This window comes from Streptomyces cyslabdanicus (assembly GCF_052663305.1).
Genome location: NZ_JBQRUW010000019.1, coordinates 21,296 through 47,980 on the forward strand (window position 1 = coordinate 21,296; position 26,685 = coordinate 47,980).

A 26,685-nucleotide genomic window follows, 5' to 3' on the forward strand; every position below is an offset into this window, starting at 1 on the left:
ACGCGAGCAATCCGTCAGGACTCCGCGACTTCACCGCCCCGGCACAGAACCGGCTGTGGCTGACCGACATCACCGAGCACGCCACAGGCGAGGGCAAGCTGTACCTGTGTGCGGTCAAGGACGTGTACTCCGGTCGCATCGTGGGCTACTCCATCGACTCCCGGATGAAGTCCCGTCTCGCGGTGGCCGCGCTGGAATCCGCGGTCGCCCGCCGCAGCCAGGTGGCCGGATGCATCGTCCATTCCGATCGCGGATCGCAGTTCCGTTCACGGAAGTACGTGTCCGTTCTCGCACGTCACAGCATGATCGGTTCGATGGGCAGAGTCGGTGCGGCCGGCGACAACGCGGCCATGGAGAGCTTCTTCGCGCTGCTACAGAAGAACGTTCTGGACCGCCGCCCCTGGCGGACTCGGAACGAGTTGCGGATCGCCATCGTGACCTGGATCGAACGCACCTACCACCGCCGACGGCGCCAGATCCGCCTGGGCCGATTGACGCCCGTCGAGTACGAAACCATCATGGCCCCTCACACAGTACTCGCTGCGTAAACCCCGACTGTCACCCGATCTCGCAGCAGTCCCCTGCGCTCTGGATCGAGGGCGCCACCGTTGTTGATCCACGTGTAGGCGCAACCTGCGGTATCCGCATCAAGCAGCACCATGTCGATGTCTTCGAACTCGACGCCTCGCAGGTTGGCTGGGAATTCGGCGTCGAGGTGTTCCTGCCAGAGATGGGCTGCCTTCTGCATCAGTTCGGATCTGATCATTTGGCCATACTCCTGCACACGGCAGCGTCTGCGGCGTTATTCAGGGGTTCATGCGGCGGTAGCAGATGAGGGTGCAGGCGATGCTCGTGAAAGCGAGGAAGTGCTCGGCCTTGCGCTCGTAGCGACGGTGGAGTCGGCGGCAGCCGGCGAGCCAGGCCATGGTCCGTTCGATGGTCCAACGGTGTCGACCGAGTCGCTCTTGGGCACCTGACGCAGTCTTGCAAGGCAACGGCTCCGGAGTGAATGCGTAGATCACCCCTCGCAGCCCTCTGACCTGCGGCGGAGTTCGTCAGAGGGCGCCAGCTGCACAGAGTGTGTCGGAGGTGTGTCGGACGACCCGCGAAGGGTCACGTCCTGGCCATGAATAGGCCGGGGCCGTACAGTTGCCCGGTTGACGGGTGGGGGGCGGATGAAGTTCTGGGGTAGCAAGAAGAAGCTGCCAACACCGACCGAGGATGCTGCCGTGGCGGCTCGACTCGTTGAGGGTTGGTTCTGCAGCATGGATCCCAGCGCGGCGGCGGATCTCACCCGCCGATGGCAACAGTCAGGGCGACTCGATCCCGACGAGGCTCGGCGTTTCGCGGCCTGGCACCGGGAGCGCGTCCGCCTCTACATGCTCAACGCGACAACCAGCGACGGGCCATCGATACCGCGCGGGTCACCTGAGGATTTCGAAAGGTTTCGAACCGAGGCGTTGTCGGTGGCTGAGGACCTCGGTGCATTGGGCCGATGGTTGAAGGCTGAGGGATACGAGTGAAGGAATAGTTCCTCAGCAGGAACCCCAGCGGTTCCCGCTGGCGTCCCGTCTGCCGTCGTCCCCATCGCAGTACGGCAGCTGAAGAGTGCGAGGTCGGCGGAGTCTCAATGGGCGTGGCAAGCGCCGGCAACCGCGGTCAGTGGACGGTGTACTGATCAGCGGTTCGCTGACCAGCGGGACTGAAGAAGCCCACGGCCTCTGACCAGCTCAGAGGCCGTGGGCTTCTGGCGTTGTCGGTCGGCGCCGGGCGGCCTCGCACGACCCGGCTGCGGGCGTGGTCTTCGGGCACTTCATGCGAAGTGCCCCCGGCAGGGCGCCCGGAGCTTGGGGACGGGCGGAACCGCTGGTCGGCGGCGGGCAGCCGGTCGTTCAAACGGTGGTGCAGCTGAACCGGTAGGCACGCAGCGGCGGGGCACGTCCTGGAAGAGCTCGGCAGGTCAGGTGACGTGCGAGGTTGAATCAAACTGAGGCGGTGGGGAGGGGCTGTTCGGTCCAGATGGACTTGCTCCATCTGCATCCTGCTCTCCGCCGTCCCGGCCGACGGTGTCATGACAGATGCGGCGAGGTGGCGCATTGTACGCGGCGTTGAATGCCTCCTGGCCCGTCGTGTCCGGGATCAGGTCGGCGGGGCAGGGTGCTGGCAGGGGTTGCATGAGACACATCGTTCCAGGCGGGTGGGCCGCAGTGACGCCGACGCGGAGGGCGTTGGGCCTTGGTGCACCGGTACAGCGCAGTTGGTGACCGGTCCTGTGCAGGCCCATCGAACCGGCCACCAACGCAGTCCGCCCTGCTCAGAAGCGGTGGCTCTGAAGGTCGCCCAGCAGGGTGTTGAGTTGCTTCTCTTGCTCGGCGGCTGGAGCGGGCTGGATGTTGCCGTGGTCGATGGCGTACGTCTTGAGGACCTCATCCATCTGGTGGTCGAGCAGGGTCCAGGTCGTGTTGTTGACCGCCTGCAACGAGGTGGCGTCGGCGTCCCAGTCGTCGCGCATCTTCTGCACGGTGGCATGGGAGGCCGCGACCGTCCCGGCCCGGTCCTGAGCGATTGCCGTCTGGGCAAGCTTCTCGTACTTCGCCACTGCCTCGGTCGTCTGCTTGCCGGTCAGAGCCGCCTTCGGGCAAGCCGGCATCGTCTCGCTCTGACCGGTCGGGTCGCAGGTGACGTGGGGCTGGTTGTGGGCCCAGATCATCAGCGCGACGGTGCCGGCAGCGATTACTGCGAAGCCTCCGAGCGCGATGCGTTCCTTGCGCGCGTTGGTGACCGACGGCTCGTGCGTCGTCTCGGAGGGCTCGCCGACGTCCCTGCGGCTGATCGTCAGATAGATGACCGTGGCCAGGATGGCGCCGAGGAAGATCAGGCTGGTGGCGAAGGTGCCCAGGCCGAGACCAACCGGGTCGCCGGGGTTGGCCGCGGCCTTCGGGGAGGCGAGCCAGTCACCGATGTTGGCACCGAGAGGGCGGGTGAGGATGTAGGCGAGCCAGAACGAAAGAACCGGGTTGGCGCCGAACTTCCACAGCGCGGTGATCGACGCGATGAGGCCCAGCGGCAGGAGCACCGACTGCGCGGGCGTCCAGTTGGTCAGCTCCAGCGTCCAGTCACCGAGGGCGGTGCCCAGCGCGAACGTCACCAGGACGGTCAGCCAGTAGAACGCCTCACGCGGGAAGGTCGTGATGCTGTGGATCGACAGGGTCCGCTCGCGCAGCCACCAGATTCCGAAGACGAGGGCCAGCAGGACCGAGAACACCGTCGAGCTGAGCCATAGCGGGACGTGTTGCTTATCGGTGAGCATGTCGGTGTACAGCGTGCCGGTGACACTGACCACCACCACGGTGAGCCAGTACGGGAACGGGATGTAGCGCTTCGTGCGGAACTGGACCGTCAGCACGATCGCGAATACCGCGGTGAACAACAGCATGGTCTTGGTCAGGCCGAAGCCCAGCGTCTCGTTGATGTAGTCGGCGAAACTCTCGCCGACGGTCGTGCAGAGGATCTTGATGATCCAGAACCAGACCGTGACCTCGGGCACCTTGTTCAATAGGCGGCTGCCCGCGGCATGACGAGCAGTTGCGGTAGTCGTCGAAGTTGTCATGCAATCCTCACATGGACGGGTGGCAGCACAGAGGGGGCGCCCCTCACATCTGCGGAACGGTAACTGTCTACATGTGTGTAGACATGCGCGGCCTCGGACCTGGTGGGCGCTGGGATGACTCCCATTGCTCGCCAAGTCCACTCGGGACGCGCCGCCGGAGGCGTAGTCCGTGACGCGTTCTTTCCTCGGCCTGCGCGAGGACTTTCTGTATGCCTGTTATGACCCGGGAGCGGTACACCTTGTTATGCGGGATCTTGAGATATTCCTGTGTGATGCAGAACACGCCTTTGCTGCCTGCGCCGCCTGGCGGGGAGGCGCCGGAAAGGCGCCGATGCCCCTCATGGGAGCCGCCGAGATCAGACAGACTCTCGGTGCCGAAGTCATCAGCAGGCGAGCATGAGCCGCCTTCGGAGCCTTCGGCTTCTCAGGTCAGACCGCGCCCCTGCTGGTCGGCCCCATCGAGCGCCGGCGAGGTGGTGCGAGCCCGCCTCAGTCGATTGTTCGCCGACTAGCCTCTGGTCTCCTTGCCGGGTGTCCACCTCTGGAACCACCGGACTCTCAGGCGTTTCATGGGTCATACCGCACGACTGTGCCAGCGGGAACCTGAACACATCCTGACTGTGGCCCGTTGATCACTCTCGCACCACGAGCAGCATGGATCCATGCACACACGCGCCTCACGTCACCGGAAGACCTCTTTGACTTGAGCCCCTGTAGGAGCTGCAGACCGACCTTGTAGAAGCGGCACTCGTCGCCCAGCGGGTCGACGATGTCGTCAGCGGTTCGGCGGTCGTCGCAATTCCAGGCAACGATGATCCGGCTGTTCGGATTTACGACGCCATTGTGCCTGGCTGCACCGCCTGTTGATCGGTCACAGTGCCGGGCACACGTGCCATGCCGATCTGGCCGGAACGCGTGCGGCCGGACCCACCAAACCGACGTGTGGCTCAGGCCGCGTGTCCCGTCGCCTGCTCCGGTTCGGCGACGTCCCTGCGGGTGACGGAGAGGCGGATGACCAGCCCGAGGATGATCGCGAGGAACAGGACGCTGGTCACGACGGTGCCCAGGCCGAGGCCGCCATCAGCGGTGGGCTGGGAGAGGTAGTCGCCGATGGACGCGCCGAGCGGACGGGTCAGGATGTAGGCGATCCAGAAGCTCCACACCGCGTCCAGGTCCAGCCCGAAGTGCGCGATGGCCACCGCGGCGATGGCTGCCGCGAACAGGACGGCGGACAGCCAGTAGCCGAGGTCGATGCGCTCGGACACCAGGTCACCGGCCGCGGCGCCGAGGGCGAAGGTGAACATCACCGCCAGCCAGTAGAAGGACTCGCGGCTGGTGGTGTCGATGTGGTGGAGGGACAGGGTCTGCTCGCGCCGGTACCAGACGACGAAGACGACCGCGAGGACGATCGCGAAGATCGTGGTGCTCGTCTCCAGCGGCACGCCCACTGCGTCGGTGAGGTTGTCGCTGATCAGCGCGCCGACGACGCTGATCAGTGCCACCGCCGGCCAGTACACGCCCGGCCGGTAGGTGCTGAAGCGGAACTGGACCACCAGGACGACGGCCAGCAGGGCACTCATCAGCACCGACACACCGGTCAGCCCGAGACCTGCCTTCTCGTTCAGCAGGTCCGCCGCGGTCTCGCCGACAGTCGTGCACAGCACCTTGGTGATCCAGAAGTAGACGGTGACCTCGGGCACCTTGATTCCGCGCGGCCGATGACGCGCACGGGGCGTCTGGCCGTCCTCCGGAACCACCTGGCTCTTCGACGTTTCATAGGTCACGTTGTCCGACCGTGCCACCGGGCACCTGAACGCATCCTGACTGCTGGCGCGCTTCGCTCACCCCGCCCGTTCCGTACGAGCACCATGGCGCCATGTGCACGCACACAGACCGTCTCCGCAGAGCGGCCCTCCGTCCCTCCCCTGCCCACGTGACGGAAGAAGGCGCGAAGAACGACTCGGCAAGCGCGTTGTCCCAGCACTGCCCGGTGCGGCCGGCAGGATTCGAACCTGCGCACACGGCTCCGGAGGGCAGGCGCCAGCAGGAGTACGGAGATGAGCCTCTGAACTGGACGAACGTCCATAGCGCTCCTTCTGCGTACGTCCCTCACTCGCTGCTCACTCGGAGGTCGGGTCCGCGGGGCCAGCGCCACGGCGGACCAACGGCTGCAGCGGGCGCCCCGGCGGCGGACTCGGCCGGGGAGTAGCCCGAATCGGGTGACCGGCGCGACCCGAACTTGGTTGGGCCCGCTGCACCCCATGGACGAACATGCGTATGGCGTGGTGCGGTTGAGGTGCCGCCCCGGGAGCCGGCTCAGAAGAGCTTGCAGCTCACCGGCGCATCTCGGCTGACGCCCGCTATTGACCGTGGTTGGCCGCTCCATGTGCACGGTTGTGGCACGCACCCCCGCGCTGACCAAGGGCATGCTTGTGCTCGCCGACCGGGGCTTTTGCGGCCTCGACCTGTGGCGGGCCGCGAAGGCGGGCGGCGCGGACCTGCTGTGGCGGGTCCGCACAGCGTCGTGGTGCTGCCAGTCCTGGAAATCCTCGCCGACGGCTCCTACCTGTCGGAGATCGTCGCCGCGCGGGACAACTGTCGGCGCGCGGACCCCGAGCGGGTGTGGGTGATCGAGTACATCCTCGGCCCACGCGGCGGTGACGGCACCGTCTACCGGCTGATCACCACCCTCCTCGACCCCGACCAGGCACCGGCCCAGGAGCTTGCCGCCCTCTATGCCCAGCGGTGGGAGATCGAGAACACCCTGGGCGAGATCAAGAACCACCAGGGCGTCCCCGGGCTGGTGCTGCGTTATCAGCACCCGCGCGGCGTCGAACAGGAGATCTTCGCGTTCCCGCTGGTCCACCACGCGCTGCGGGACCTGATGTACCAGGTCGGGCCAACCAGAGCCACTTCAACTCATCACCCAGAGCCTGCGTGAGATCACCGAACGACTGCTGCCCGCACGGCGGCTGCACTCCAACCCCCGCGTGATCAAACGCAAGATGTCCGACTGGGCCCTCAAACGAGCCGAGCACCACAGCCCACCGCGGCCAGACACGCCCTGCTCGTGCTCTGCTGTTGCCATCGGGTCTCCGTTGGTTCCCGCTCGTTCTGGCGCGAGAGTGGCACGGCCCCATGTGCTCCCGGCTGCCCGTCCCGGTCGGACACCGAGGCAAGATTTCGGGAGCCGGTCCCGTATTACCTGGTGACCTGGTCGCGGGTGGGATCCGGGTCGGAGAGGTCGTCGCCGTACCAGTCCAAAATCATCAGGATGATGATAAGGCCAGCTATAGCCGCTACGACGATGGCGGGGATGATCGCACCGAGGAGGGCGAACGTCGCCCCGACGGGGAGTAGGCCCACCGTGAGGAAGAAGAACCAGCCCAGACGTACTGATTCCGTTTTTTGACCGATGCGGATGCAGAACAGGCCGGTTGCGATGCCCCACAACGGCACGATGATCGGCGATAACACGACCAGAATCAGAACCACGGTTGCTCCCCTCCCACGGCAAGGGCCCGTCAGTGGTTGGTTGACGAGCTCCTTCATCTCATCGTATTCCCCAGGGAGTTACCTTCCGGGCTTGCAGAGTGAAGTTGGCGTTGAAAGTGGTGAGGGGCGGTCAGAGTGCCGGTTCTACGGGTCGACCGGCATGTACGGGATGCCGCTGGTAATAATGCAAGACGCCCCAGGGCCAACCGTGTGCGATCGGCTGTCCCCTGGTGCGTCTGCGGCACCCTCCCCTGACTTCTCCGTGGCGGACGTCGGGTCCTGGGGTTGCTGCCGCGGGGAGTCCTGCGGGCAAGGCGTCTCCTGATCGGGATGCTCGGTGGAGACCTCGGGCGGAGCAAAGGGGTTTTCGCCGCCTTGATCACCAGCTGCGCAGCCGGTCAGCACGCCAAGAGTGAGGCAGAGTGCGAAGAGTCTTCGTAGAGACGCGGCCATTGATCTGTTTGCCTCCCTTCCCAGGCGCGAACGCTCAGTACTTCTGGAGGTGATGGCCCAAGTCCCCCACGTGCGGCGGCCTCCTGTGGCTGAGCCTGTGACCTGCGTGAATGCCGGAGCAAGTTGTCATCATCTGTCAACGTCGGTTTGCCTCGAACCGCCCACAGACGGCCCGGCCGTACCCCGTCCCTACCTGACAGCCAGGTGTGTCCGAGCCAGTCTTGGCACTCGTTCGCTTCGCCGTCTCTCGCCCGTACTGAGCGGCCGACAACACGAGCCCCGAGGCCAAGGGAAACCGCGTGATCGCGTCGTCTTCGACGGTCACAAAGATGAGTAGCGGCACGATCGGCATCACCGGATACCAACCTGGATGGTTGTGCCACTTCGACTCGCGCTTCAGTCGCCCCCTCGTCTGTGGCACCCTAGCGCGCGGGCGGTGGAGCCTCAATGGCCGAGACGAGGCGGCAGCGGAGCTGCTTAGGGCCTGTCTCGAAGTCGGGTGTGAGCTTGTGACAAGATCGCGGGATGCTGCGACTCACCGATTTCATTATCGACTGTCCGGACACGATGAAGCTGGCGGCTTTCTACTCCGAGGTGACGGACCGTCCGATCAAGGAAGGCAGCTCCGAGGACTGGGCTGGCATCCAGTTCGGCGAGATCGAGCTGGCGTTCATCCGGGTGGACGACTATCGCGCTCCGCAGTGGCCCGACAGTGAGCACCCCAAGCAGTTCCACCTCGACTTCGAGGTGGACGAGATCGAGTCCGAGCAGCGCCGCGTCCTCGACCTCGGTGCGACGCTGAGGCAGGAGTTCATCGGCCCCAACGGCTACGGCTGGCAGGTCTACACCGACCCGATCGGCCACCCCTTCTGCCTGTGCCGCAACAAGGGCGTCATCTGGACCGACCAGGGCCCGATCTGGCCCAAGCGCGACTGATTAGCCGCCCACTTCCTCACCCACCACTCTCCCCAGCTCCGCGCACGCCCCTACGGACCCGCACCGCGTACGGCGCCCCCTCCATCCCGGTGCCGGCCGATCCCCCGCGGGGGCATGTTCTTGATCGGGCCGCGATATGCGGTGATCGACTCATGGCCACCGGCCCTATCCATGTGGGCGCGCGTCGGCGCAGCGTGCGCGGAGCGGGCCGAAGGCAGGAGCGCAGCCACGCTGATGTGAGTCGAGGGTGAGTCCGATGCCTGACAACACGCGGTAGCGCACTGAGCCGAGCCCAAGACATGGCTGCAAACTTGACGATGATGCTCACCCGGGCACCATGGCTGACTGCCCACGTCCATGATCGGCGGACAAGTCCTGGAAGGCGCCTGCCGGTAAGGGCGCGGGAGTGTGAGCGCAGCCGATGGGTAGCCTGCTGACTGGTCAACGCCGAGCGGAGTCACGGTACGCGCGAACACCGAGGTGAGAGATGCGGTTCACCACCCGGCCCACGCTCCAGGGCACCTTCGGCATGGTGTCCTCCACGCACTGGCTGGCCTCGCAGTCGGCGATGGCCGTGCTGGAGGACGGCGGCAACGCCTACGACGCGGCCGTGGCCGGGGCCTTCGTGCTGCACGTCGTGGAGCCGCACCTGAACGGGCCCGCCGGCGAGGTGCCGATCCTGCTCGCACCGGCCGGCGGCGAGGTGCGGGTGCTGTGCGGGCAGGGTGTCGCCCCGGCCGGGGCGACGGTCGCGCACTACCGGGCGCTGGGCCTGGACCTCGTACCCGGCACCGGGCCGCTGGCCGCCGCCGTGCCGGGCGCGTTCGACGCGTGGATGGTGCTGCTGCGCGACCACGGCACGAAGTCCCTCGACGACGTCCTGAAGTACGCCGTCGGATACGCCGAGCACGGGCACGCGCCCGTGGAACGCGTCGGCGAGACCGTCGAGACCGTGCGGAGGCTGTTCGAGACCGAGTGGACCTCGTCCGCCGAGGTGTATCTGCCCGGCGGACGCCCGCCGCGGCCCGGCGCGCTGCTGCGCAACCCCGCGCTCGCCGCCACCTGGCAGCGGCTGCTCGCCGAGACCGCGGGCGCAGGCGGCCGGGAGGCGCGGATCGAGGCCGCGCGGGAGGTGTGGCGCGCCGGTTTCATCGCCGAGGCCCTGGTCCGGCAGGCCGGGCGGCCGACGCTGGACACCAGCGGCGAACGGCACACCGGCACCCTGACGGCGGCCGACCTCGCCGCCTGGTCCGCGACCTACGAGACTCCGGCGTCCTACGACTGGAACGGCTGGACCGTGTGCAAGGCCGGCCCCTGGAGTCAGGGCCCGGTGCTCCTCCAGCAACTCGCTCTGCTCCCGGCCGAGTTGCCCCCGTACGGCTCCGCCGAGTACGTCCATCTGCTGATCGAGGGCTGCAAGCTCGCCATGGCCGACCGGGAGGCCTGGTACGGGGACGCCGCCGAGGTGCCGCTGGCGGAACTGCTGTCGGCGCCGTACAACACCGAGCGGCGGAAGCTGGTCGGCGCCGCCGCCTCGTACGAGCTGCGGCCCGGCAGCCCCGGCGGGCGCGTGCCGCGGCTGAGCGCGCACGCGCACGGGGTGGCCGCCGAGGTGGGCGGGTTCGACGCGATGGGCGTCGGCGAGCCGACGTTCGCCAAGAGCCCCACGTCCCCCGTGCCGGGCGAGCCCGACGTGGCCGCCGACGGCGGCACACGCGGTGACACCTGCCACATCGACGTCGTCGACCGCTGGGGCAACATGGTCGCCGCCACGCCCAGCGGCGGCTGGCTCCAGTCCAACCCCGTCGTGCCCGAACTGGGTTTCCCGCTCGGCACCCGGCTCCAGATGGCCTGGCTGGAGGAGGGCCTGCCCAACTCGCTGACGCCGGGCCGCCGTCCACGCACCACCCTCACCCCCTCGATCGCGCTGCGCGACGGGGTGCCCGTCATGGCGTTCGGCACGCCCGGCGGGGACCAGCAGGACCAGTGGCAGCTGCACTTCCTCCTCGCGGTCGCGCTGCGCGCCCCCGTCCGCGGCGGGCTCGACCTCCAGGGCGCCGTCGACGCGCCGAACTGGCACAACGACAGCTTCCCCGGCTCCTTCTACCCGCGCGGGACGCGCCCCGGCAGCGTCACCGTCGAGTCCCGCATGGGCGCGGAGGTCGTCACGGAACTGCGGCGCCGCGGCCATGACGTGACCGTGGGCGGGCCGTGGTCCGAGGGGCGCCTGTGCGCGGTCGCCCGCTGCCCCGCGACCGGCATCCTGTCCGCGGCCGCCAACCCGCGGGGGATGCAGGGGTACGCGGTCGGCCGGTGAAGCCGGTCGGTGTCCGTCCAGTGCCGGTCGGCGTCCGCCACCTGCCGGCCGCCGGTCTCCACCGGACCGTACCGGGATGTCCGATGACGGGTGTTCACGCCGATTCCATCCGGAGTGCACCGGCCCGGCGGGGAATGTCAGTGAGGCATGGTCTCATGGAGGCATGATCGAAGAGACGGAAACCATCGAAGAGTTTCTCGCACGACACTCGGCCGACGTGGAGGAGGCGGTCCGCAAGGCGGCCGCTGCCGAGATCATGCCCCGCTTCCGCCGACTGGCGGAGCACGAGGTGGACCAGAAGTCCGGACCGCACGACCTGGTGACGGACGCCGACCGGCTGGCCGAGCGGTACCTCACGGACGCGCTCGGCGCCCTGCTGCCCGGCTCCGTCGTGGTCGGCGAGGAGGCGGTGCACGCCGACCCGGCGGTGTACGAGGCGGTGCGGGGCGACGCCCCCGTCTGGATCGTCGACCCGGTCGACGGCACACGTCAGTTCGTGCACGGCGACCCCGGCTTCTGCACACTGGTCGCCCTCGCCCGGCGCGGAGTCCTGCTCGCGTCCTGGACGTACGCGCCGGCGCGCGACGAACTCGCCACGGCCGTACGCGGTCAGGGCGCCTTCCTCGACGGCGTACCCCTGCGCTGTGGTGCGCCCGAGCCGGGGCGGCCCCTCGAAGTGGCCACGTCCCACCCGGACTACACGACGGACGCACAGAAGCGGGCCCTGAGTGGCCTGTGGACGGACGGTGTCGCACCGCGCCCCTGCGGATCGGCGGGGCTGGAGTATCTCGCCATCGCCCGGGGCGAGTTGGACGCAACGGCCTTCTGCTGGGAGGCGGCCTGGGACCACGCGGCGGGCCTTCTGCTGGTCGAGGAGGCCGGAGGCACCCACCTGACCCTGGCCGGCACCCCCTTCCGCGTCACGGGCGGCAACACGCTGCCGTTCGCAGCGGCCCGGGACACGGCGACGGCGCGACACGTCACCGGCCTCCTCGCCGCCCCGGACGCCCCCACCCTCGTACCCGGCGCGGAGGGCCCGATCCCGGCGTCCTGATCCCCGCGTCCTGATTCCGGCGTCCTGATCCCCGCGTCCTGATTCCGGCGTCCTGATCCCCGCGTCCTGATTCCGGCGTCCTGATCCCCGCGTCTTGATCCCCGCGCCCTGATCCCGGCGAGCACCACCCCCGGGCCGCCCTGCCCGGCCGACGCCGGCCGGCGGTACCCGGGCAACCCCCTGCGACGCCTCCCGTCCCCGAGCGGTCGCCCCGCCCCCGGGGTGTCGGGGGTGCGGCATATCCTGGGGCCGAATGGCCATCGGCTGACGAGGGGGTCCGAAGGTGCCGTCGATGCTCGATGCGGTCGTGGTGGGTGCGGGGCCGAACGGACTGACCGCTGCCGTGGAGCTCGCCCGCCGCGGCTTCGACGTGGCGGTGTTCGAGGCGCGGGACACCATAGGAGGCGGTGCCCGCACCGAGGAACTGACCCTGCCCGGCTTCCGGCACGACCCCTGCTCCGCCGCACACCCCCTGGGCATCAACTCACCCGCGTTCCGCGCCCTGCCCCTGGAGCGCTACGGCCTCGAGTGGCTGCACGCCGAGCTGCCCATGGCGCACCCCTTCCCGGACGGCACCGCGGCCGTGCTGTCCCGTTCCGTCGCCGAGACCGCGGCCTCCTTCGGACCGCGCGACGCGGGCGCGTACCGCAGACTGGTCCAGCCGTTCCTGCCCAGGTGGGACACCCTCGCCCGCGACTTCATGTCGTTGCCCCTGACCGCGCTCCCGCGCGACCCGGTCACCCTGGCCCGCTTCGGCCTGGTCGGACTGCCCCCGTCCACGTGGCTGATGCGCCGCTTCCGGGACGAGCGGGCCAGGGCGCTCTTCGCCGGCCTCGTCGCCCACGTCATGGCCCCCCTCGGCGGCTTCGCCACCGGCGCCGTCGGCCTGGTCTTCGCCCTCGCCGCACACGCCCGCGGGTGGCCGGTGGCCCGCGGCGGCTCCCAGGCGATCTCCGACGCCCTCGCCGCGTACCTGAAGGACCTCGGCGGCGCCCTGCACACCGACTACGAGGTCAAGCGCCTCGACGACCTGCCGCCCGCGCGGGCGTACGTCTTCGACACCTCGCCCACCGCGCTGGCCCGTATCGCGGGCCTCGGCCGCTACTACGACGGCTACCGCTACGGCCCCGGCGTCTTCAAGATCGACTACGCCCTGGACGGCCCGGTGCCATGGACCGCGCGGGAGCCCCGGGGCGCCGGCACCGTCCAGATCGGCGCCGACAGCGCCGAGATCGGCACCGCGCTGCGCGCCGCGTCCCGCGAGGGCCGCGCACCCGACCGGCCCTTCCTCATCACGGTCCAGCCCAGCGTCGCCGACCCCACCCGCGCCCCCGCGGGCAAGCAGGTCTTCTGGGCGTACGGCCATGTCCCCAACGGCTGGACCGGCGACCTCACCGACGCGGTGGAACGCCAGCTGGAACGCTTCGCCCCGGGCTTCCGCGACCGCGTCCTCGCCCGCGCCACCGCAGGACCGCCCGAGGTCGCCGCCCGCAACGCCAACTACGTCGGCGGCGACATCGCCTCCGGTGCGGTCTCCGGGCTCCAGCTCCTGCTGCGCCCGAAACCGTCGCTGTTCCCGTACAACACCCCGCACCCCGCCGTCTTCATCTGCTCGTCTGCCACCCCGCCGGGCCCCGGCGTGCACGGCATGTCGGGGCACAACGCCGCGAAGGCCGTCTGGAGGAGGTTGCGCCAGACATGACCACCGCCATCACGCTCGTCCAGGGCGACATCACCAGGCAGCGCGCCGACGCGATCGTCAACGCCGCCAACTCCTCCCTGCTCGGCGGCGGGGGCGTCGACGGCGCCATCCACCGCCGCGGCGGCCCCGCGATCCTCCAGGAGTGCCGCGCCCTGCGCGCCTCCAGGTACGGCAAGGGCCTGTCCACCGGCGAGGCGGTCGCCACCACGGCCGGCGAACTGGACGCCCTCTGGGTGATCCACACCGTCGGTCCCGTGCACAGCCGCACCGAGGACCGCTCGCACCTGCTGGCCTCCTGCTACCGCGCCTCCCTCCGCGTCGCCGACGACCTGGGCGCCCGCACCGTGGCGTTCCCGGCGATCTCCACCGGCGTCTACCGCTGGCCGATGGACGACGCGGCCCGGATCGCGGTGGAGACGGTGCGGGAGACCGGCACCCGTGTCGAGGAAGTCCGCTTCGTCCTCTTCGACGAGCGGGCCTACGAGGCGTTCGCCGCGCGGGCCGGCTGACCCCGTACGGGGTGACGTCGCCGTGATCTGGGAAATGCTGGGCCTGGGCTTCGTCCTCAGCCTGGACAACTTCCGGGTGGCGACAGCGCTCGGCACCGTCCCCTTCGGACTGAAACGCGCGGTGCAGGTCGCGCTCACCTTCGGGCTGTGGGACGCCGTCATGCCCCTGGTGGGGCTGCTGATCGGACGCGAGGTCGGGGAGGCCGTCGGGGGCGTCGCCGACCTGGTGGGCGCCGCCGCGCTCGGCGGGTACGGTCTCTACCTCGTCGTCTCGGCCCTCCGCAAACCCGAGCCGGAGGAACTGGACCAGCCGCTGGCGCTGTTCGGCATCCCGTTGACGCTGAGCCTGGACAACCTGGTCGCCGGGGCGAGCCTCGGCATCCTCGGGCTCTCGCCGTGGATCTCGGCCCCCGTCTTCGGCCTCATCACGGCGGCGATGTCGCTGATCGGGCTGCGACTCGGGCGGGCCGCGGCACGCCTCGTCCGGATTCACGCGGACCTGGTGAGCGGGGTCAGCCTGATCATCGCCGCCGCGGTGCTGCCGCTGGTGTTCGGCGGCTGATCCGCTCACCCGCTCCCGGGAGCGGACCGACCCGCTCCACCCGGACGGCCGACCGGCCGGCGAGCCCGGTGCGAGCGGGGGACCAGCGCGAGAGCCGCGGCCCGCGAGCCGGCGTTGGCGGCCTCGACCGCCCGGGCGACCAGGTCGTGGTCGGGCGACAGGTGGCATACGGGGTCGGTGCGGGCGGCGTCGCCCGTGAGCAGGAACGCCTGGCAGCGACACCCGCCGAAGTCCACCTTCCGCCGGGGGCAGCTCCGGCAGGGTTCCGGCATCCAGTCGGTCCCCCGGAACGCGGTCATCACCGGGGACTCGGCCCAGATCCGCCCCAGCGAGTCCTCCCGGACGCTGGTCCGCGGCAACGGCAGCGACTGCGCGGCCGGACACGGCAGGACGTCACCGTTCGGCGTCACGGTCAGCTGCCGGGAGGCCCAGCCGCTCATGCACGGCTTCGGGTAGCGGCTGTAGTAGTCGGGGAGGACGTAGATGACGTCCATGCGGTCCCGCAGCCGCTCGCGGGCGGCCCGCACGACGGCCTCCGCCGCCTCGAGCTGGGCCCGGCTCGGCAGCAGCGCGGCACGGTTGCGCCAGGCCCAGCCGTAGTACTGGGTGTTGGCCAGCTCCACCCGGTCCGCGCCCGCCTTCTCGGCCAGAGCGAGCACCTCGGCGACGCGGTCGATGTTGTACCGGTGCAGCACCACGTTGATCGTGAGCGGCCAGCCCAGCTCCTTGACCAGGCCCATCGCCTCGATCTTGCGCCGGAAGGACGGGATCCCCGCGATCCGGTCGGACACGGCCGGCTCGTCGGCCTGGATGCTGATCTGCACATGGTCGAGGCCGGCGGCCCGCAGCCGCTCGGCCCTCGGACGGGAGAACCCGACGGCGCTGGTGATGAGGTTGGTGTAGAGGCCCAGGTCGTGGGCGTCCGCCACGATCTCCACCAGGTCGCGCCGCAGCAGGGGTTCCCCGCCGGACAGATGGCACTGCAGCACCCCCAGCTCGCCGGCCTCGGCCAGCACCCGCCGCCACTCGTCGGTGGCCAGCTCGTCCCCGTAGTCGCCCAGGTTCAGCGGGTTGGAGCAGTACGGGCAGGCCAGCGGGCAGCGGTAGGTGAGCTCGGCGAGCAGCCCGAACGGGCTATCCATCGGCCAGCTCCACCCAGCGCCGGGCCACGAGCCGGGACAGGAACCGCCGCACCTCGTCGTCGGGAACGCTCCGGTAGCGCGCGCCCAGCTCGGCCACGATCTCGGCCACCGTGCGCCGTCCGTCGCACAGCCCGAGGATGTCCGCGCCGCTGCCGTTCAGCACCACCACCGTCTCGGGGTGCAGCAGGACCTGACGCTGCCTGGCCCGGGAGTAGGCCAGCCGGACATGGCGCGCCAGACGGGGCCGGTCCGCGCCGGACACCTCGCCGCCGGGGCGGGTCCTGGACGGGGTCCGGGTCGTTCCGGGAGGGGGCGGGTCCATGGTGGTCACTCCGGATAGGCCTGGTCGACGGCGTCCATCAGGCTCCACAGGACGTCGCACTTGAACGACAGCGCGTCGACGGCGCGCGCCCGGGACTCGGCGGAGAGGCAGTGCGTCGTGACCACCTCGAGGGCGTGTTCGCAGTCGCGCGGCGCCTGCTCCAGGCGGGCCCGGAAGTAGGCGAGGCCCTCGGGGTCGATCCACGGGTACCACCGCTCGAAAGCGGCCAGCCGCGCCGCCATCAGGTCGGGCGCGAACAGTTCGGTGAGCGAGGACGCCACCGCCTCCACCCACGGGCGGGTCCGGGCGAAGGTCACGTAGGCGTCGACGGCGAACCGCACCCCGGGCACCAGGTGCCGGTGGTCGCGGACCTCCTCGACGGTCAGTCCGACGGCCTCGCCGAGGCGCAGCCACGCCTCGATGCCGCCCTCGCCGACGGCGGTGCCGTCGTGGTCGGTGATCCGGCGGATCCAGCGGCGGCGGACCTCCAGGTCCGGGCAGTTGGACAGGATCGCGGCGTCCTTGCGGGGGATGTTCTCCTGGTAGTAGAAGCGGTTGGCCACCCAGCCCCTGACCTGCCCGCGGCTCAGCCGTCCGGCGTTCATCCGGACGTGGAACGGGTGCTGGTCGTGGTAGCGCCGCGCGTGGGCCCGCAACGCCTCGACGAAGTCGTCGGCGCCGGTTCGCCCGGTTGTCGTCGTCGTTGTTGTCGTCACGGCTCTACACCTGGACTTCCAGGCCGTCCACGGCCACTTCCATGCCGCTCTCCTCCACGGTACGCCGCTCGGGTGTGTCCTCCAGAAGGACCGGATTGGTGTTGTTGACGTGCACGAAGACCGTCCGTCCCACGCTCAGCGACGGGAGCTGCGCCAGGCTGCCGTCCGGGCCGTCGATGGGCAGGTGGCCCATCTCCCGGGACGTCTTGGCGGCCAGGCCGAGCCGTACGAGTTCGTCGTCGCGCCAGCAGGTCCCGTCGATCAGCAGGCATGCGCAGCCCTCGATCTCCCCCCGCAGTTGTGGCGTGAGCGACTGCACCCCCGGCAGGTACACCAGCGTCCCGCCGCTGCGTTCGTCGGTCAGCCGGTAGCCCACGACGCGGCCTTGGTCCACCCCCGTTCCGAACCGGTCGCGCTTGCTGCTGGGCACGTCGAACGCACGGCACGACAGCCCGTCCGCCAGGGCCAGGCCGGCGCCGGGTGCCATCGCCCGCCACTCGACCGGGCAGTAGCGTTCGAGCGTGCGCAGAATCCCCGAGCCGGCGCCCAGGGTCTCGCGCACCGCCGGCGTGGCGTACAGCCGCAGGGTGCGGGCCTCGCGCAGCAGGAGCAGGCCCAGCGTGTGGTCCAGCTCGGCGTCGGTGAGCAGCACCGCCTCCAGCGGCGTCGTCCGGTCCTCGTGCGGATGCAGGCCGGGGAAGGCCTCGAACTGGGTGCGGACGTCGGGTGAGGCGTTGAAGAGGAACCACCGGCGGCCGTCGGCGCTGACCGCCACCGACGACTGGGTGCGCGCGGGACCGGCCCCGGAGCGGACCGCGGCGCACACCGGGCAGCCGCAGTTCCACTGGGGGGAGCCGCCCCCCGCCGCCGAGCCCAGCACGCGCAGCAACACGCCGGCACTCCGTTCGTCGCAGGTCCCGGCCCGTGGCCGGCCGTCCGTGGTCGGCCGTGCGGCCACGGCCGTCCGCAGCCGGGCCGTTTGTGGCCGTCCCGGCCGTCCGTGGCCCGTCCGTGGCCGTCCCGAGCCGCCGGAGGGCGCCGGAGCAGGTCCGGTGCCCTCCCACGTCCACTGGTCCGCTGGTCCGCTACTCCTCCAGCCGGGCGACGTACATGGTCACCTCGGCCGCGACCGCGATCTCCTCGAACTCGGGTGTCTCCCACACTTCGAGCGCTTCCAGCACTTCGAGCGCTTCGAGCTGAGACTCCATGGATCCACCTCCTCTCTGCCCGGACGGGGGCAGGCTCCGGTCACGCCGCTACGACGTCTACGACACCTCCGGGAGGGCGAAGACCATCAGGGCGCTTCCGTGCCCCGCGCCGAGCATGCCGGGCAGGAACCCCTCGGCCCATCCGCCCCAGCCGACCGGCACGGCGATGTACTGCCTGCCGTCGACCATGTAGGTGGTCGGGCTGCTGTGATGGCCGCTGCCGCACTGGAACTGCCACAGCAGCTCCCCGGTACGGGCGTCGAGCGCGTTGAACTCCCCGGAGGGCTCACCGGCGAACACCAGGTCACCGCCGGTGGCCAGCACCGAGGCGCACATCGGGAGCTCGTTGCGCCAGCGCCACTTCTCCTCGCCGTTCGCGTCGAACGCGCTGATGGACCCCGCCATGTCCTCGATGTCCACCTGAACGCCCGCGCCCCAGTACGGAATGCTCTCCTTGAACTCCCGGCGCCGCCGGGTGGCCGTGGCCCCGGTGTCCTGGACCGGCACGTAGAAGAGCCCGGTCCTCGGGCTGTAGGCCGCGTGGGTCCACTCCTTGGCACCGGCCGGACCCGGGTAGAAGTGGACCGGTATTCCCTCCTTGTCCGGGTAGGCCTTCGCCGTCACCTGGCCGTCCCTCGTGATCGCCCCCCAGGTGATGCGGTCCACGAAGGGGGTGATCCGGACCCGCTCGCCGCTCGTGCGGTCGAGGACGAAGAAGTAGCCGTTCTTGTCGAAGTGCCCGAGCAGTTTGCGCCCGTCCTGCTCGAACAGGATGCACTCGGCGATGCTGTCGTAGTCCCACACGTCGTGCGGGGTGCACTGGTAGTGCCAGCGGATCTGACCGCTGTCCACGTCGACGGCGATGACGCTGTCCGTGAAGAGGTTGTCGCCCTCCCGGACGGCTCCGTCGAAGTCGGGTGCCGGATTGCCGGTGCCGACGTACAGCAGGTTCGTCTCCGGGTCGAAGGTGCCGGTGACCCAGGGGTTCGCCCCGCCCCGTGCCCAGGCCTCGCCGTCGGAGGGCCAGGTCTCCGAGCCGGGTTCCCCGGGCTTCGGCACGGTGTAGCAGCGCCACTGGTGCTCGCCGGTCTCCAGGTCGAACGCGTCGAGGTGGCCCCGTACGCCGAACTCGCCGCCGGAACTCCCGACGATGACCAGGTTCTTCACGACCAGCGGGGCGAGCGTGGCGCTCTCCCCGGCCCGGACGTCACCGTAGGTCCGGTCCCAGACCCGCTTGCCGGTGGTGGCGTCGAGCGCCAGCACACGGGCGTTCGCCGTGACGAAGAAAACCTTCCCCTGCGCCACGGCGACCCCGCGGTTGACGTTCCCGCAGCACAGGGACACGTCGAAGGGGACCGCGTGCTTGTACCGCCAGATCTCCACACCCGTCTTCGCGTCGAGGGCCCAGACCCAGCCGTCCCAGCCGGAGAGGAACATGACCCCGTCGACGACGATCGGGGCGGCCTCGAACGAGTAGGTCGACGCGCCCGCGATCAGACCGGTCGTGCCGGCCTGGAAGACCCACGAGGGGACCATCCGCTTGACGTTCTCCGTGGTGATCTGGTCCAGCGGGCTGTACCGCTGTCCGTCGTAGGCGCCGTAGTAGGTGAGCCAGTTCTGGGGTTCCTCGCGGGTACGGAGCAGACGCTCGTAGTCGACGCCGGCCACCACGGGCGGCGCGATGTCCCCGCCCGCGACCTTGCCGCTGAGGCTTCCCTGGTCGACGGCCCAGCCCGCGTCCACGTACTCGACGGTCATGTCGCCCCACCTCCTCCTTCCTACGGCTTCCTACGGCCGCGGCTGCTCGGGACGGTCGAGGCGGGCCTCCGGCGGAGCGTCCCCCATGACGACGATGGCCCCGGTCAGCCCCCTGCCCTCGTCGTTGCCCGTGGGCGAGCCGAACCAGTAGTAGCCCGGCCCGTCGAGGTTGAGGCTCGCCCGCCCCCGCGATTGGTTGACCAGCCAGATGAATTTCCGGTCGCCGTTGCTCGGCAGGAGCGCACAGTGGGTGTTCTGGTCGTCATTGATGAGTTCGAGCTCGATATCGCCTCCATGAGGCATGACGAGAATGGAGGGATCCCAGGCCAGCTCATCCGGGTTGATGCGAATGGTGGCCTGCATGCGGCCGTCCGGCCTCTCGGTGGCCTGCCCAATGGTTCCGGTTCCCAGCACCTGACCCAGCGCTGCCTTGTTCTGTGCGGCCAACCCGACCTTGTCCAGCAGGTCGGATCGTTCCTGCGCGGTCGTCATCGGGACTTCACTCCCCTCACCCGACTCCGAATTGACCTCGGAAATCACGCCGAAAAGGGTAAAGAATTCGTCAGTAACGAGCACGCTACGCCGGAGGAATCACATCGGGCGGCTCCTGCCGTTCGTCCGCGACCGGCTACCGCTCGTACCCGATGTGCCGCCGCTGGGAGGCACGGCAGAGGGGTCACCCGAGGTCGTACCGATCGAGATTCATGACCTTGTCCCACGCGGCGACGAAGTCGCGTACGAACTTCTCCCGTGCGTCGTCGCTCGCGTAGAACTCCGCGAGGGCGCGCAGTTCGGAGTGCGCGCCGAAGACGAGGTCGACGCGGCCGGCGGTCCATCTGACCTCTCCGGTGGCGCGGTCCCGGCCCTCGAAGGTCTCCGCGGCCGCGGACGCCGGCTGCCATTCCGCGCCCATGTCGAGCAGATTCACGAAGAAGTCACTGGTCAGCGATCCGGGCGTCGAGGTGAGGACGCCCAGCGGCGACCGCCGATGGTTGGCGCCCAGCACCCGCAGGCCGCCCACGAGGACCGTCATCTCGGGCGCGCTCAGGTCGAGCAGGGCCGCGCGGTCGACCAGCAGGTGCTCCGACGGCAGTCGGCTTCCCTCGCCGCGGTAGTTGCGGAACCCGTCCGCGGTCGGCTCCAGCGCGGCGAAGGACTCCGTGTCGGTCCACTCCTGCGTGGCGTCCGTGCGTCCCGGAGCGAAGGGGACCCGGACGTCGTGGCCGGCGGTCCTGGCGGCCTGCTCGACGGCGGCGACCCCGCCGAGCACGATGAGGTCGGCCAGCGAGATCCTCCTGTCCCCGTCCTGGGAGCCGTTGAAGGACTCCTGGATCCCCTGCAGGGTGCGCAGCACCCGGGCCAGCGTGTCGGGTTCGTTGACCTCCCAGCTCCGCTGCGGCTCCAGACGGATGCGCGCGCCGTTCGCCCCGCCCCGCCTGTCGCTGATACGGAACGTCGAGGCCGACGCCCACGCCGTCGACACGAGCTGGGAGACCGAGAGCCCGGAGGCGAGGACGCGGCGCTTGAGCGCGGCGATGTCCGCGGCGTCGACCAGCTCGTGGTCCACCGCGGGGACCGGGTCCTGCCAGCGCAGCGTCTCCCGGGGGACCAGCGGCCCCAGGTAGCGCCGGACCGGGCCCATGTCGAGGTGCGTCAGCTTGAACCAGGCCCGGGCGAACGCGTCCGCGAGCCGGTCCGGGTGCTCCAGGAAACGCCGCGCGATCGGCTCGTACACCGGGTCCGAGCGCAGCGCGAGGTCCGTCGTCAGGATCGTCGGCGCGTGGGTCCTCGACGGGTCGTGCGCGTCCGGCACGGTGCCGGCCCCGCCGCCGTCCCTCGGGATCCACTGCCACAGACCGCCGGGGCTCAGCTCCAGCTCCCACTCGTAGCGGAACAGGGTCTCGAGGAAGCCGTTGTCCCACCTCGTCGGGGTGGGCGTCCACGTACCCTCGAGCCCGCTGGAGATGGCGTCCGCGCCCTTGCCGGTGCGGTAGCCGCTCCTCCAGCCCAGGCCCTGCTCCTCCAGGGGGGCGCCCTCGGGTTCGGGGCCGAGGTGGGCGTCCGGGTCGGCCGCGCCGTGGGTCTTGCCGAACGTGTGGCCGCCCGCGATCAGCGCGACGGTCTCCTCGTCGTTCATCCCCATGCGGCGGAACGTCTCGCGGATGTCCCGGGCGGAGGTGAGCGGGTCCGGGACGGTGTTCGGTCCCTCCGGGTTGACGTAGATGAGGCCCATCTGGTCGGCGGCCAGCGGGTTCTCCAACTGGCGGACGCCGCCGTGGCGTTCGTCGCCGAGCCAGGCGTGTTCGGGGCCCCAGCGGCTGTCGTCGGGCTCCCAGACGTCCGTCCGGCCGCCGGCGAAGCCGAAGGTCGTGAGCCCCATCGTCTCCAGGGCGCGGTTGCCCGCGAAGACCATCAGGTCGGCCCAGGAGATCCTGCGGCCGTACTTCTTCTTCACCGGCCAGAGCAGTCGGCGCGCCTTGTCGAGGTTGCGGTTGTCCGGCCAGCTGTTCAGCGGCGCGAAACGCTGCATGCCGGCGCCCGCGCCACCGCGGCCGTCGGCGACCCGGTACGTCCCGGCGCAATGCCACACCATGCGGATCACGAGGGGCCCGTAGTGTCCGAAGTCGGCCGGCCACCACTCCTGCGACGTCGTCAGCACCTCGTCGACGTCCCGTGCCAGGGCGTCGAGGTCGAGCGACCGGAACTCCGCGGCGTAGTCGAGGTCCCCGCCCATGGGGTCGGCCGTGGCGGGGTGTTTCCGCAGGACCGCCAGGTCGAGCCGGTCCGGCCACCAGTCGCGGTTGCCCGTGCCCCAGGGGTTCGTCCCGCCGGGGGTGGCGTCCGGAGGACTGCCAGTCACGGGAACCTCCTTTCGGAACAGGTGCCGTGCCGGGGGACTCAGATGTCGAGCGCGCGCCGCAGGGCCGGCGCGTTCCGCCGGGAGACCGGCACCATGTCGTGCGTTCCGTCGTCCATGACCAGGGACAGCTCGCCCTTGAGTCCGCGCTCGACCTCCCGGATGCGGCCGAGGTTGACCACGTAGCGGCGGTGCACCCGCAGGAAGCCGGCGTCCGCCAGTTCGCCCTCGAGCTTGTCCAGGCTCACCGAGGCGGCCCGCAACCGCCCCTGATCGGTGGAGAGCCACACGTCGTTACCCCGCGACTCGGCGAAGGAGACCTCCGGCAGCCGCAGCAGCACCAGCCGGTTGTCGCGCGTCGCGATCAGCCGGCGCGGCCGCGTCCGAGGGGCCGCGGACGTCTCCGGCCGGGGCAGCCGCGCCCCCTCGGAGTCACCGAACGCGACCAGGTGCCCGATCAGGCGCCCGGACGAGAAGACGGGCCGGATACTGATCGACGTCGGCTCGTCGGCGAGGTGGGCGAAGATCTGCGTCGAGCCGACCCAGTCGGGCTGGTGGGCCGCCTGCGCGGTGGCGTACCGGGCGGCCGCGATCAGCTCCGGCAGTCCGGGGTTCCAGCGCAGCGTGGGATCGACCGCCGGGGTGTGGGCGGGGACGCCCAGGAGCACGCTCGCCATGTCGTCGGCGATCACCACCTTGCCCGCGGTGTCCACCGCGGCCAGCGCCGCACCGGAACGTGCCCTGGCCTGGGCGCAGGCCGCGACCAGCTCGGCGCCGCTGTCCCGGGCACGCCTCCTCAGCGGGTACTGGGTCATGGTGACCGCGTTCGCCAGCCAGCCGCTCGCGGACGCGGGAAGCGGGCTGCGCCAGCAGCAGATGCCCAGGACCGCGATCGGTTCCTTGGTCACCACGTCGCGCACCGCGATGCCCGCGCAGACCCAGTCGTGGAACGCCTGGCACCAGTGCTCCGCGCCCCTGATCGGTACCGGGCCGTGCGCCTCCAGCGCCGTGCCCATGCCGTTCGTGCCGGCCGCGCACTCGGACCAGCAGAACCAGGGCGCCAGATGGGACTCGCCGGCTCTGGCGAGCGTGGCCTGGTCACCCCACTCGGACAGGATCCGGCCCGTGGCGTCGGTGACGGTGACGACGCCGCCGAGACTGCCCACCTCGTGCGCCACGGAGGCGGCACGGAACCCCAGCTCGGCGAACACGACGTCGTACTCGGGAGTGCGGTCGGGCTCCGCGACGGCCAGCGGGGCCTTGGTGAGGTGCGGATCGACCCGGTACTGCTCCCGGCAGCGATGCCAGGAGATCGCCACCAGGGGCCGGACATCCGGGACGTGATCCTCGCCCTGCACGAACCGCTCCCACGCCGCGAGCACGGTGCCGCTGCCCAGGTTCGCCGGGACGGGCTCGAGTCGATGTACATCACTCATGGTTCAGAACCGTCCTTGGTCCCTCCCCTCCCCACCCCACCACCACAGAACCGCACTCCCCACCCTAGTGCCCCGGCAGGCAACGTTTGCCCGTGAAGGAGCGGCGTCCGGTGCGTGCTCTGGGGGTCCCCCCTGCTCGAAGAGCTTGGGGGAGTGCCGGCCGGAAGTCCTCGTACTGGACGTACTCGGGCTTTCGGCCGGTGCGGCGAGAGGGGGTCCCCCCTGCTCGAAGAGCTTGGGGGAGCGTGCCGGGCGTCGCGACGGGGCGAACGTTGCCTGTTGGGGCACTAGGTACCGTTGCCGGGCCGCGCACGTCCCTCCTCGGGCCGGTCCGAGGACCGCCGACCGTCGTAGACGAGCAGTCCGTCCTCGCGCAGCCGCACTCCCTCGCTGAGCCGATGGGGGACGAGCCGCCCGTCGTGCATCAGATGGACGACGGGCCGTCCGCGGGCGAGCACCACGAAGTCGGCGATGACCCGGCGGTGGCAGCGCCACCACACCGTCTCCGCGCACATGACGGCCGTCCGCCGGTGCGCGGCCTCGTCGAGGAGTTCGTTGACCGCGTCGAGGAACTCGCCCGTGCGCGTGTGGGCGGCGTAACCGCGGAAGGCGTCGTTGCGCCAGACCGTGTCGGGCGAGTCCGCAGGCACCTTGCGGAATCCGCCCAGGCGCCCCTCCCAGCGGTAGTCGATCCCGGCCTCGGGCAGCCACCGCAGCAGCCTCTCCCGGCCCACGTCCGGGTTGTGGCGGCTTCCGGGCGCGGTCCTGACGTCGACCACGGAGGCGATCCGTGCCGCGCGGATCAGGTCCGTGAGGTGTTCGCGGTCCGCCGTACCGTGTCCGAAGGTGAGGAGCGGCTGCTGCTTCATACGTCCAGGATCGTCCTTCCAGGATCGTCGACGGCCCCGTCCTGTCCGAGGGCGATGCGATCGGACAGGACGCCCGAGGGCGATGCGATCGCCGCGGTCCCAGGACACGCGAGGGCGATGTCGGATTACCGCCAGCCATGGTCCGCCCGGTGCCGGATGCTGGACGCATGCAGAAAGGGATGCACACTCATCGCGAGCGCTGTGTGCGCGCCGTCCAGTCCAAGGACGCGCGGTTCGACGGCTGGTTCTTCACCGCCGTCCTGACCACGCGCATCTACTGCCGGCCCAGCTGCCCGGTGGTGCCGCCCAAGCCGGAGAACATGACCTTCTACCCGAGCGCGGCCGCCTGCCAGCAGGCCGGCTTCCGGGCCTGCAAGCGCTGCCGCCCCGACACCAGTCCCGGCTCACCGGAGTGGAACCAGCGCGCCGACGCCGTCGCCCGCGCCATGCGGCTGATCGCCGACGGGGTCGTGGACCGCGAGGGCGTGCCCGGACTGGCCGCCCGCCTCGGCTACAGCACCCGCCAGATCGAACGCCAGCTCCGCGCCGAACTGGGCGCCGGACCGCTCGCGCTCGCCCGCGCGCAGCGCGCCCAGACCGCCCGGCTGCTGATCGAGACCACCGCCCTGCCCATGGCGGAGATCGCCTTCGCCGCCGGCTTCTCCTCGATCCGCACCTTCAACGACACCGTGCGCGAGGTGTTCGCCCTGTCACCCAGCGGCCTGCGCAACCGCGCCCCTGGGCGCCGCGGCGCCACCAAACCCGGCACACTCAGGGCGGTCCCGGGCACCCTCGGCGTCCCTGGCACCCTCGGCGTCCCTGGCACCCCCGGCGTCCCCGGCACTCCCGGTGCCCTGTCCCTGCGCCTGCCGTTTCGTGCTCCCCTCAACCCGGACAACCTCTTCGGCCACCTCGCCGCCACCGCCGTACCCGGCGTCGAGGAGTGGCGCGACGGCGCGTACCGCAGGACCCTGCGCCTGCCCTACGGCCACGGGATCGTCGCGCTGACCCCGAAGCCGGACCACATCGCCTGCCGCCTCTCCCTCGGCGACCTGCGGGACCTGCCGGTCGCCATCAGCCGCTGCCGGCGCATGCTCGACCTGGACGCCGATCCGGTCGCCATCGACGACCAGCTGCGCACCGACCCGTTCCTCGCGCCCCTGGTCGACAAGGCCCCCGGCCGGCGCGTGCCGCGCACCGTGGACGAGGGCGAGTTCGCGCTGCGGGCCGTGCTCGGCCAGCAGGTCTCCACGGCCGCAGCCCGCACCCACGCCGGCCGTCTGGCCGCCGCGCACGGTGAGCCCGTCGACGACCCCGAAGGCGGCCTCACCCACCTCTTCCCCGCGCCCGACGCGCTGGCCGCCCTCGACCCCGAGTCGCTGGCGATGCCCCGCACCCGGCGTACGACCCTGCTCACCCTGGCCGGTCAACTCGCCGACGGAACACTCCACCTGGGCGTGGAGAGCGACTGGGAGGAGACCCGCTCCCGCCTCCTGGCACTCCCCGGTTTCGGCCCCTGGACCGCCGACGTCATCGCCATGCGCGCCCTCGGCGACCCCGACGCCTTCCTCCCCACCGACCTCGGCATCCGGCGCGCCGCACAGGAGCTCGGCCTGCCGTCCACCCCGGCCGCGCTCACCGCCCGCGCGGCGGCCTGGCGGCCCTGGCGGGCGTACGCCGTGCAGTACCTGTGGGCGACCGACAGCCACCCGATCAACTTCCTTCCCGTCTGAGGACGT

23 protein-coding genes and 2 pseudogenes are annotated in these 26,685 nt (G+C 70.5%); 10 read left to right on the forward strand and 15 right to left on the reverse strand.

From position 1 onward, the window contains the following. Positions 1 to 23 precede the first annotated feature (23 nt). Positions 24 to 548: pseudogene (locus ACTYVM_RS13395) on the forward strand (IS3 family transposase); the annotation flags it as partial. Here the strand turns inward: ACTYVM_RS13395 and ACTYVM_RS13400 are convergent. Both ACTYVM_RS13400 and ACTYVM_RS13405 read right to left on the reverse strand, forming a co-directional pair. Further along, entirely contained in the window at positions 527 to 766 is a 240-nt protein-coding gene (locus tag ACTYVM_RS13400; protein WP_445526164.1) for a hypothetical protein, read from the reverse strand. The pseudogene ACTYVM_RS13395 and the gene ACTYVM_RS13400 overlap by 22 nt on opposite strands. Positions 767 to 806: 40 nt before the next feature. Then, positions 807 to 971: pseudogene (locus tag ACTYVM_RS13405) on the reverse strand (transposase); the annotation flags it as partial. A 204-nt stretch (positions 972 to 1,175) separates the two neighbouring features. Here ACTYVM_RS13405 and ACTYVM_RS13410 point away from each other — a divergent pair. Further along, entirely contained in the window at positions 1,176 to 1,523 is a 348-nt protein-coding gene (locus tag ACTYVM_RS13410; protein WP_445526165.1) for a hypothetical protein, read from the forward strand. A 791-nt stretch (positions 1,524 to 2,314) separates the two neighbouring features. Here ACTYVM_RS13410 and ACTYVM_RS13415 read toward each other — a convergent pair. Both ACTYVM_RS13415 and ACTYVM_RS13420 read right to left on the reverse strand, forming a co-directional pair. Further along, complete coding sequence (locus ACTYVM_RS13415; protein WP_445526166.1) at positions 2,315 to 3,610, reverse strand: COG4705 family protein; 1,296 nt, start codon at positions 3,608 to 3,610, stop codon at positions 2,315 to 2,317. Positions 3,611 to 4,557: 947 nt separating this feature from the next. Beyond that, positions 4,558 to 5,394 (reverse strand): COG4705 family protein, encoded by an 837-nt coding sequence (locus tag ACTYVM_RS13420; protein ID WP_445526167.1) that lies wholly within the window; start codon positions 5,392 to 5,394, stop codon positions 4,558 to 4,560. A 740-nt stretch (positions 5,395 to 6,134) separates the two neighbouring features. On the opposite strand from ACTYVM_RS13420, the gene ACTYVM_RS13425 reads away from it, so the two are divergent. Then, positions 6,135 to 6,551, forward strand: a complete 417-nt coding sequence (locus ACTYVM_RS13425) for a transposase (protein ID WP_445526168.1) — start codon at positions 6,135 to 6,137, stop codon at positions 6,549 to 6,551. A 260-nt stretch (positions 6,552 to 6,811) separates the two neighbouring features. Here ACTYVM_RS13425 and ACTYVM_RS13430 read toward each other — a convergent pair whose 3' ends face one another. Then, the gene (locus ACTYVM_RS13430) at positions 6,812 to 7,105 is read right to left on the reverse strand and encodes a hypothetical protein (protein WP_445526169.1); all 294 of its coding nucleotides are present in this window, start codon (positions 7,103 to 7,105) and stop codon (positions 6,812 to 6,814) included. Between the two features lie 978 nt (positions 7,106 to 8,083). Here ACTYVM_RS13430 and ACTYVM_RS13435 point away from each other — a divergent pair. The 6 genes from ACTYVM_RS13435 (at position 8,084) to ACTYVM_RS13460 (ending at position 14,638) form a co-directional block, all read left to right on the forward strand. Beyond that, positions 8,084 to 8,494 carry a VOC family protein gene (locus ACTYVM_RS13435; RefSeq protein WP_445526170.1) on the forward strand — a complete coding sequence of 137 codons (411 nt, stop codon included), beginning with the start codon at positions 8,084 to 8,086 and terminating at the stop codon, positions 8,492 to 8,494. A gap of 487 nt (positions 8,495 to 8,981) precedes the next feature. Then, the gene (locus ACTYVM_RS13440; protein ID WP_445526171.1) at positions 8,982 to 10,811 is read left to right on the forward strand and encodes a gamma-glutamyltransferase family protein; all 1,830 of its coding nucleotides are present in this window, start codon (positions 8,982 to 8,984) and stop codon (positions 10,809 to 10,811) included. 163 nt (positions 10,812 to 10,974) lie between these two features. Next, complete coding sequence (locus ACTYVM_RS13445; RefSeq protein ID WP_445526172.1) at positions 10,975 to 11,865, forward strand: inositol monophosphatase family protein; 891 nt, start codon at positions 10,975 to 10,977, stop codon at positions 11,863 to 11,865. Positions 11,866 to 12,157: 292 nt separating this feature from the next. Continuing rightward, the gene (locus ACTYVM_RS13450) at positions 12,158 to 13,567 is read left to right on the forward strand and encodes a phytoene desaturase family protein (RefSeq protein WP_445526173.1); all 1,410 of its coding nucleotides are present in this window, start codon (positions 12,158 to 12,160) and stop codon (positions 13,565 to 13,567) included. Next, positions 13,564 to 14,076, forward strand: a complete 513-nt coding sequence (locus tag ACTYVM_RS13455) for an O-acetyl-ADP-ribose deacetylase (protein ID WP_445526174.1) — start codon at positions 13,564 to 13,566, stop codon at positions 14,074 to 14,076. Before ACTYVM_RS13450 ends, ACTYVM_RS13455 begins: the two co-directional genes overlap by 4 nt. Before the next feature lie 22 nt (positions 14,077 to 14,098). Beyond that, positions 14,099 to 14,638, forward strand: coding sequence for a manganese efflux pump MntP (locus ACTYVM_RS13460; protein ID WP_445526175.1), 540 nt, complete (start codon positions 14,099 to 14,101; stop codon positions 14,636 to 14,638). A 5-nt stretch (positions 14,639 to 14,643) separates the two neighbouring features. Here ACTYVM_RS13460 and pqqE read toward each other — a convergent pair whose 3' ends face one another. The 10 genes from pqqE to ACTYVM_RS13510 form a co-directional block, all read right to left on the reverse strand. Then, positions 14,644 to 15,780 carry a pyrroloquinoline quinone biosynthesis protein PqqE gene (gene pqqE, locus ACTYVM_RS13465; RefSeq protein ID WP_445526176.1) on the reverse strand — a complete coding sequence of 379 codons (1,137 nt, stop codon included), beginning with the start codon at positions 15,778 to 15,780 and terminating at the stop codon, positions 14,644 to 14,646. Beyond that, positions 15,773 to 16,102, reverse strand: coding sequence for a pyrroloquinoline quinone biosynthesis peptide chaperone PqqD (pqqD, locus tag ACTYVM_RS13470; RefSeq protein WP_445526177.1), 330 nt, complete (start codon positions 16,100 to 16,102; stop codon positions 15,773 to 15,775). Before pqqD ends, pqqE begins: the two co-directional genes overlap by 8 nt. Before the next feature lie 5 nt (positions 16,103 to 16,107). Then, a complete protein-coding gene (gene pqqC / locus ACTYVM_RS13475) occupies positions 16,108 to 16,818 on the reverse strand; it encodes a pyrroloquinoline-quinone synthase PqqC (RefSeq protein WP_445526178.1) in 711 nt (236 codons plus the stop codon). A gap of 4 nt (positions 16,819 to 16,822) precedes the next feature. Beyond that, positions 16,823 to 17,710: a pyrroloquinoline quinone biosynthesis protein PqqB gene (gene pqqB / locus ACTYVM_RS13480; protein WP_445526179.1), complete on the reverse strand. Its 888-nt coding sequence runs from the start codon at positions 17,708 to 17,710 to the stop codon at positions 16,823 to 16,825. A 193-nt stretch (positions 17,711 to 17,903) separates the two neighbouring features. Next, a complete protein-coding gene (pqqA, locus tag ACTYVM_RS13485; RefSeq protein ID WP_400027493.1) occupies positions 17,904 to 18,026 on the reverse strand; it encodes a pyrroloquinoline quinone precursor peptide PqqA in 123 nt (40 codons plus the stop codon). 57 nt (positions 18,027 to 18,083) lie between these two features. Then, positions 18,084 to 19,784, reverse strand: coding sequence for a PQQ-dependent dehydrogenase, methanol/ethanol family (locus tag ACTYVM_RS13490; RefSeq protein ID WP_445526180.1), 1,701 nt, complete (start codon positions 19,782 to 19,784; stop codon positions 18,084 to 18,086). Between the two features lie 30 nt (positions 19,785 to 19,814). Next, the gene (locus tag ACTYVM_RS13495) at positions 19,815 to 20,324 is read right to left on the reverse strand and encodes an MSMEG_3727 family PQQ-associated protein (protein WP_445526181.1); all 510 of its coding nucleotides are present in this window, start codon (positions 20,322 to 20,324) and stop codon (positions 19,815 to 19,817) included. A gap of 136 nt (positions 20,325 to 20,460) precedes the next feature. After that, on the reverse strand, positions 20,461 to 22,644 hold the full coding sequence (katG, locus tag ACTYVM_RS13500; RefSeq protein ID WP_445526182.1) for a catalase/peroxidase HPI: 2,184 nt from the start codon (positions 22,642 to 22,644) through the stop codon (positions 20,461 to 20,463). A gap of 38 nt (positions 22,645 to 22,682) precedes the next feature. Beyond that, the gene (locus ACTYVM_RS13505) at positions 22,683 to 24,077 is read right to left on the reverse strand and encodes a DNA-binding protein (RefSeq protein WP_445526183.1); all 1,395 of its coding nucleotides are present in this window, start codon (positions 24,075 to 24,077) and stop codon (positions 22,683 to 22,685) included. A 287-nt stretch (positions 24,078 to 24,364) separates the two neighbouring features. After that, positions 24,365 to 24,946 carry a DUF488 domain-containing protein gene (locus ACTYVM_RS13510; protein ID WP_445526184.1) on the reverse strand — a complete coding sequence of 194 codons (582 nt, stop codon included), beginning with the start codon at positions 24,944 to 24,946 and terminating at the stop codon, positions 24,365 to 24,367. Positions 24,947 to 25,113: 167 nt separating this feature from the next. Between ACTYVM_RS13510 and ACTYVM_RS13515 the strand changes: the two genes are divergently transcribed. Continuing rightward, complete coding sequence (locus ACTYVM_RS13515) at positions 25,114 to 26,679, forward strand: AlkA N-terminal domain-containing protein (protein ID WP_445526185.1); 1,566 nt, start codon at positions 25,114 to 25,116, stop codon at positions 26,677 to 26,679. Positions 26,680 to 26,685 lie beyond the last annotated feature (6 nt).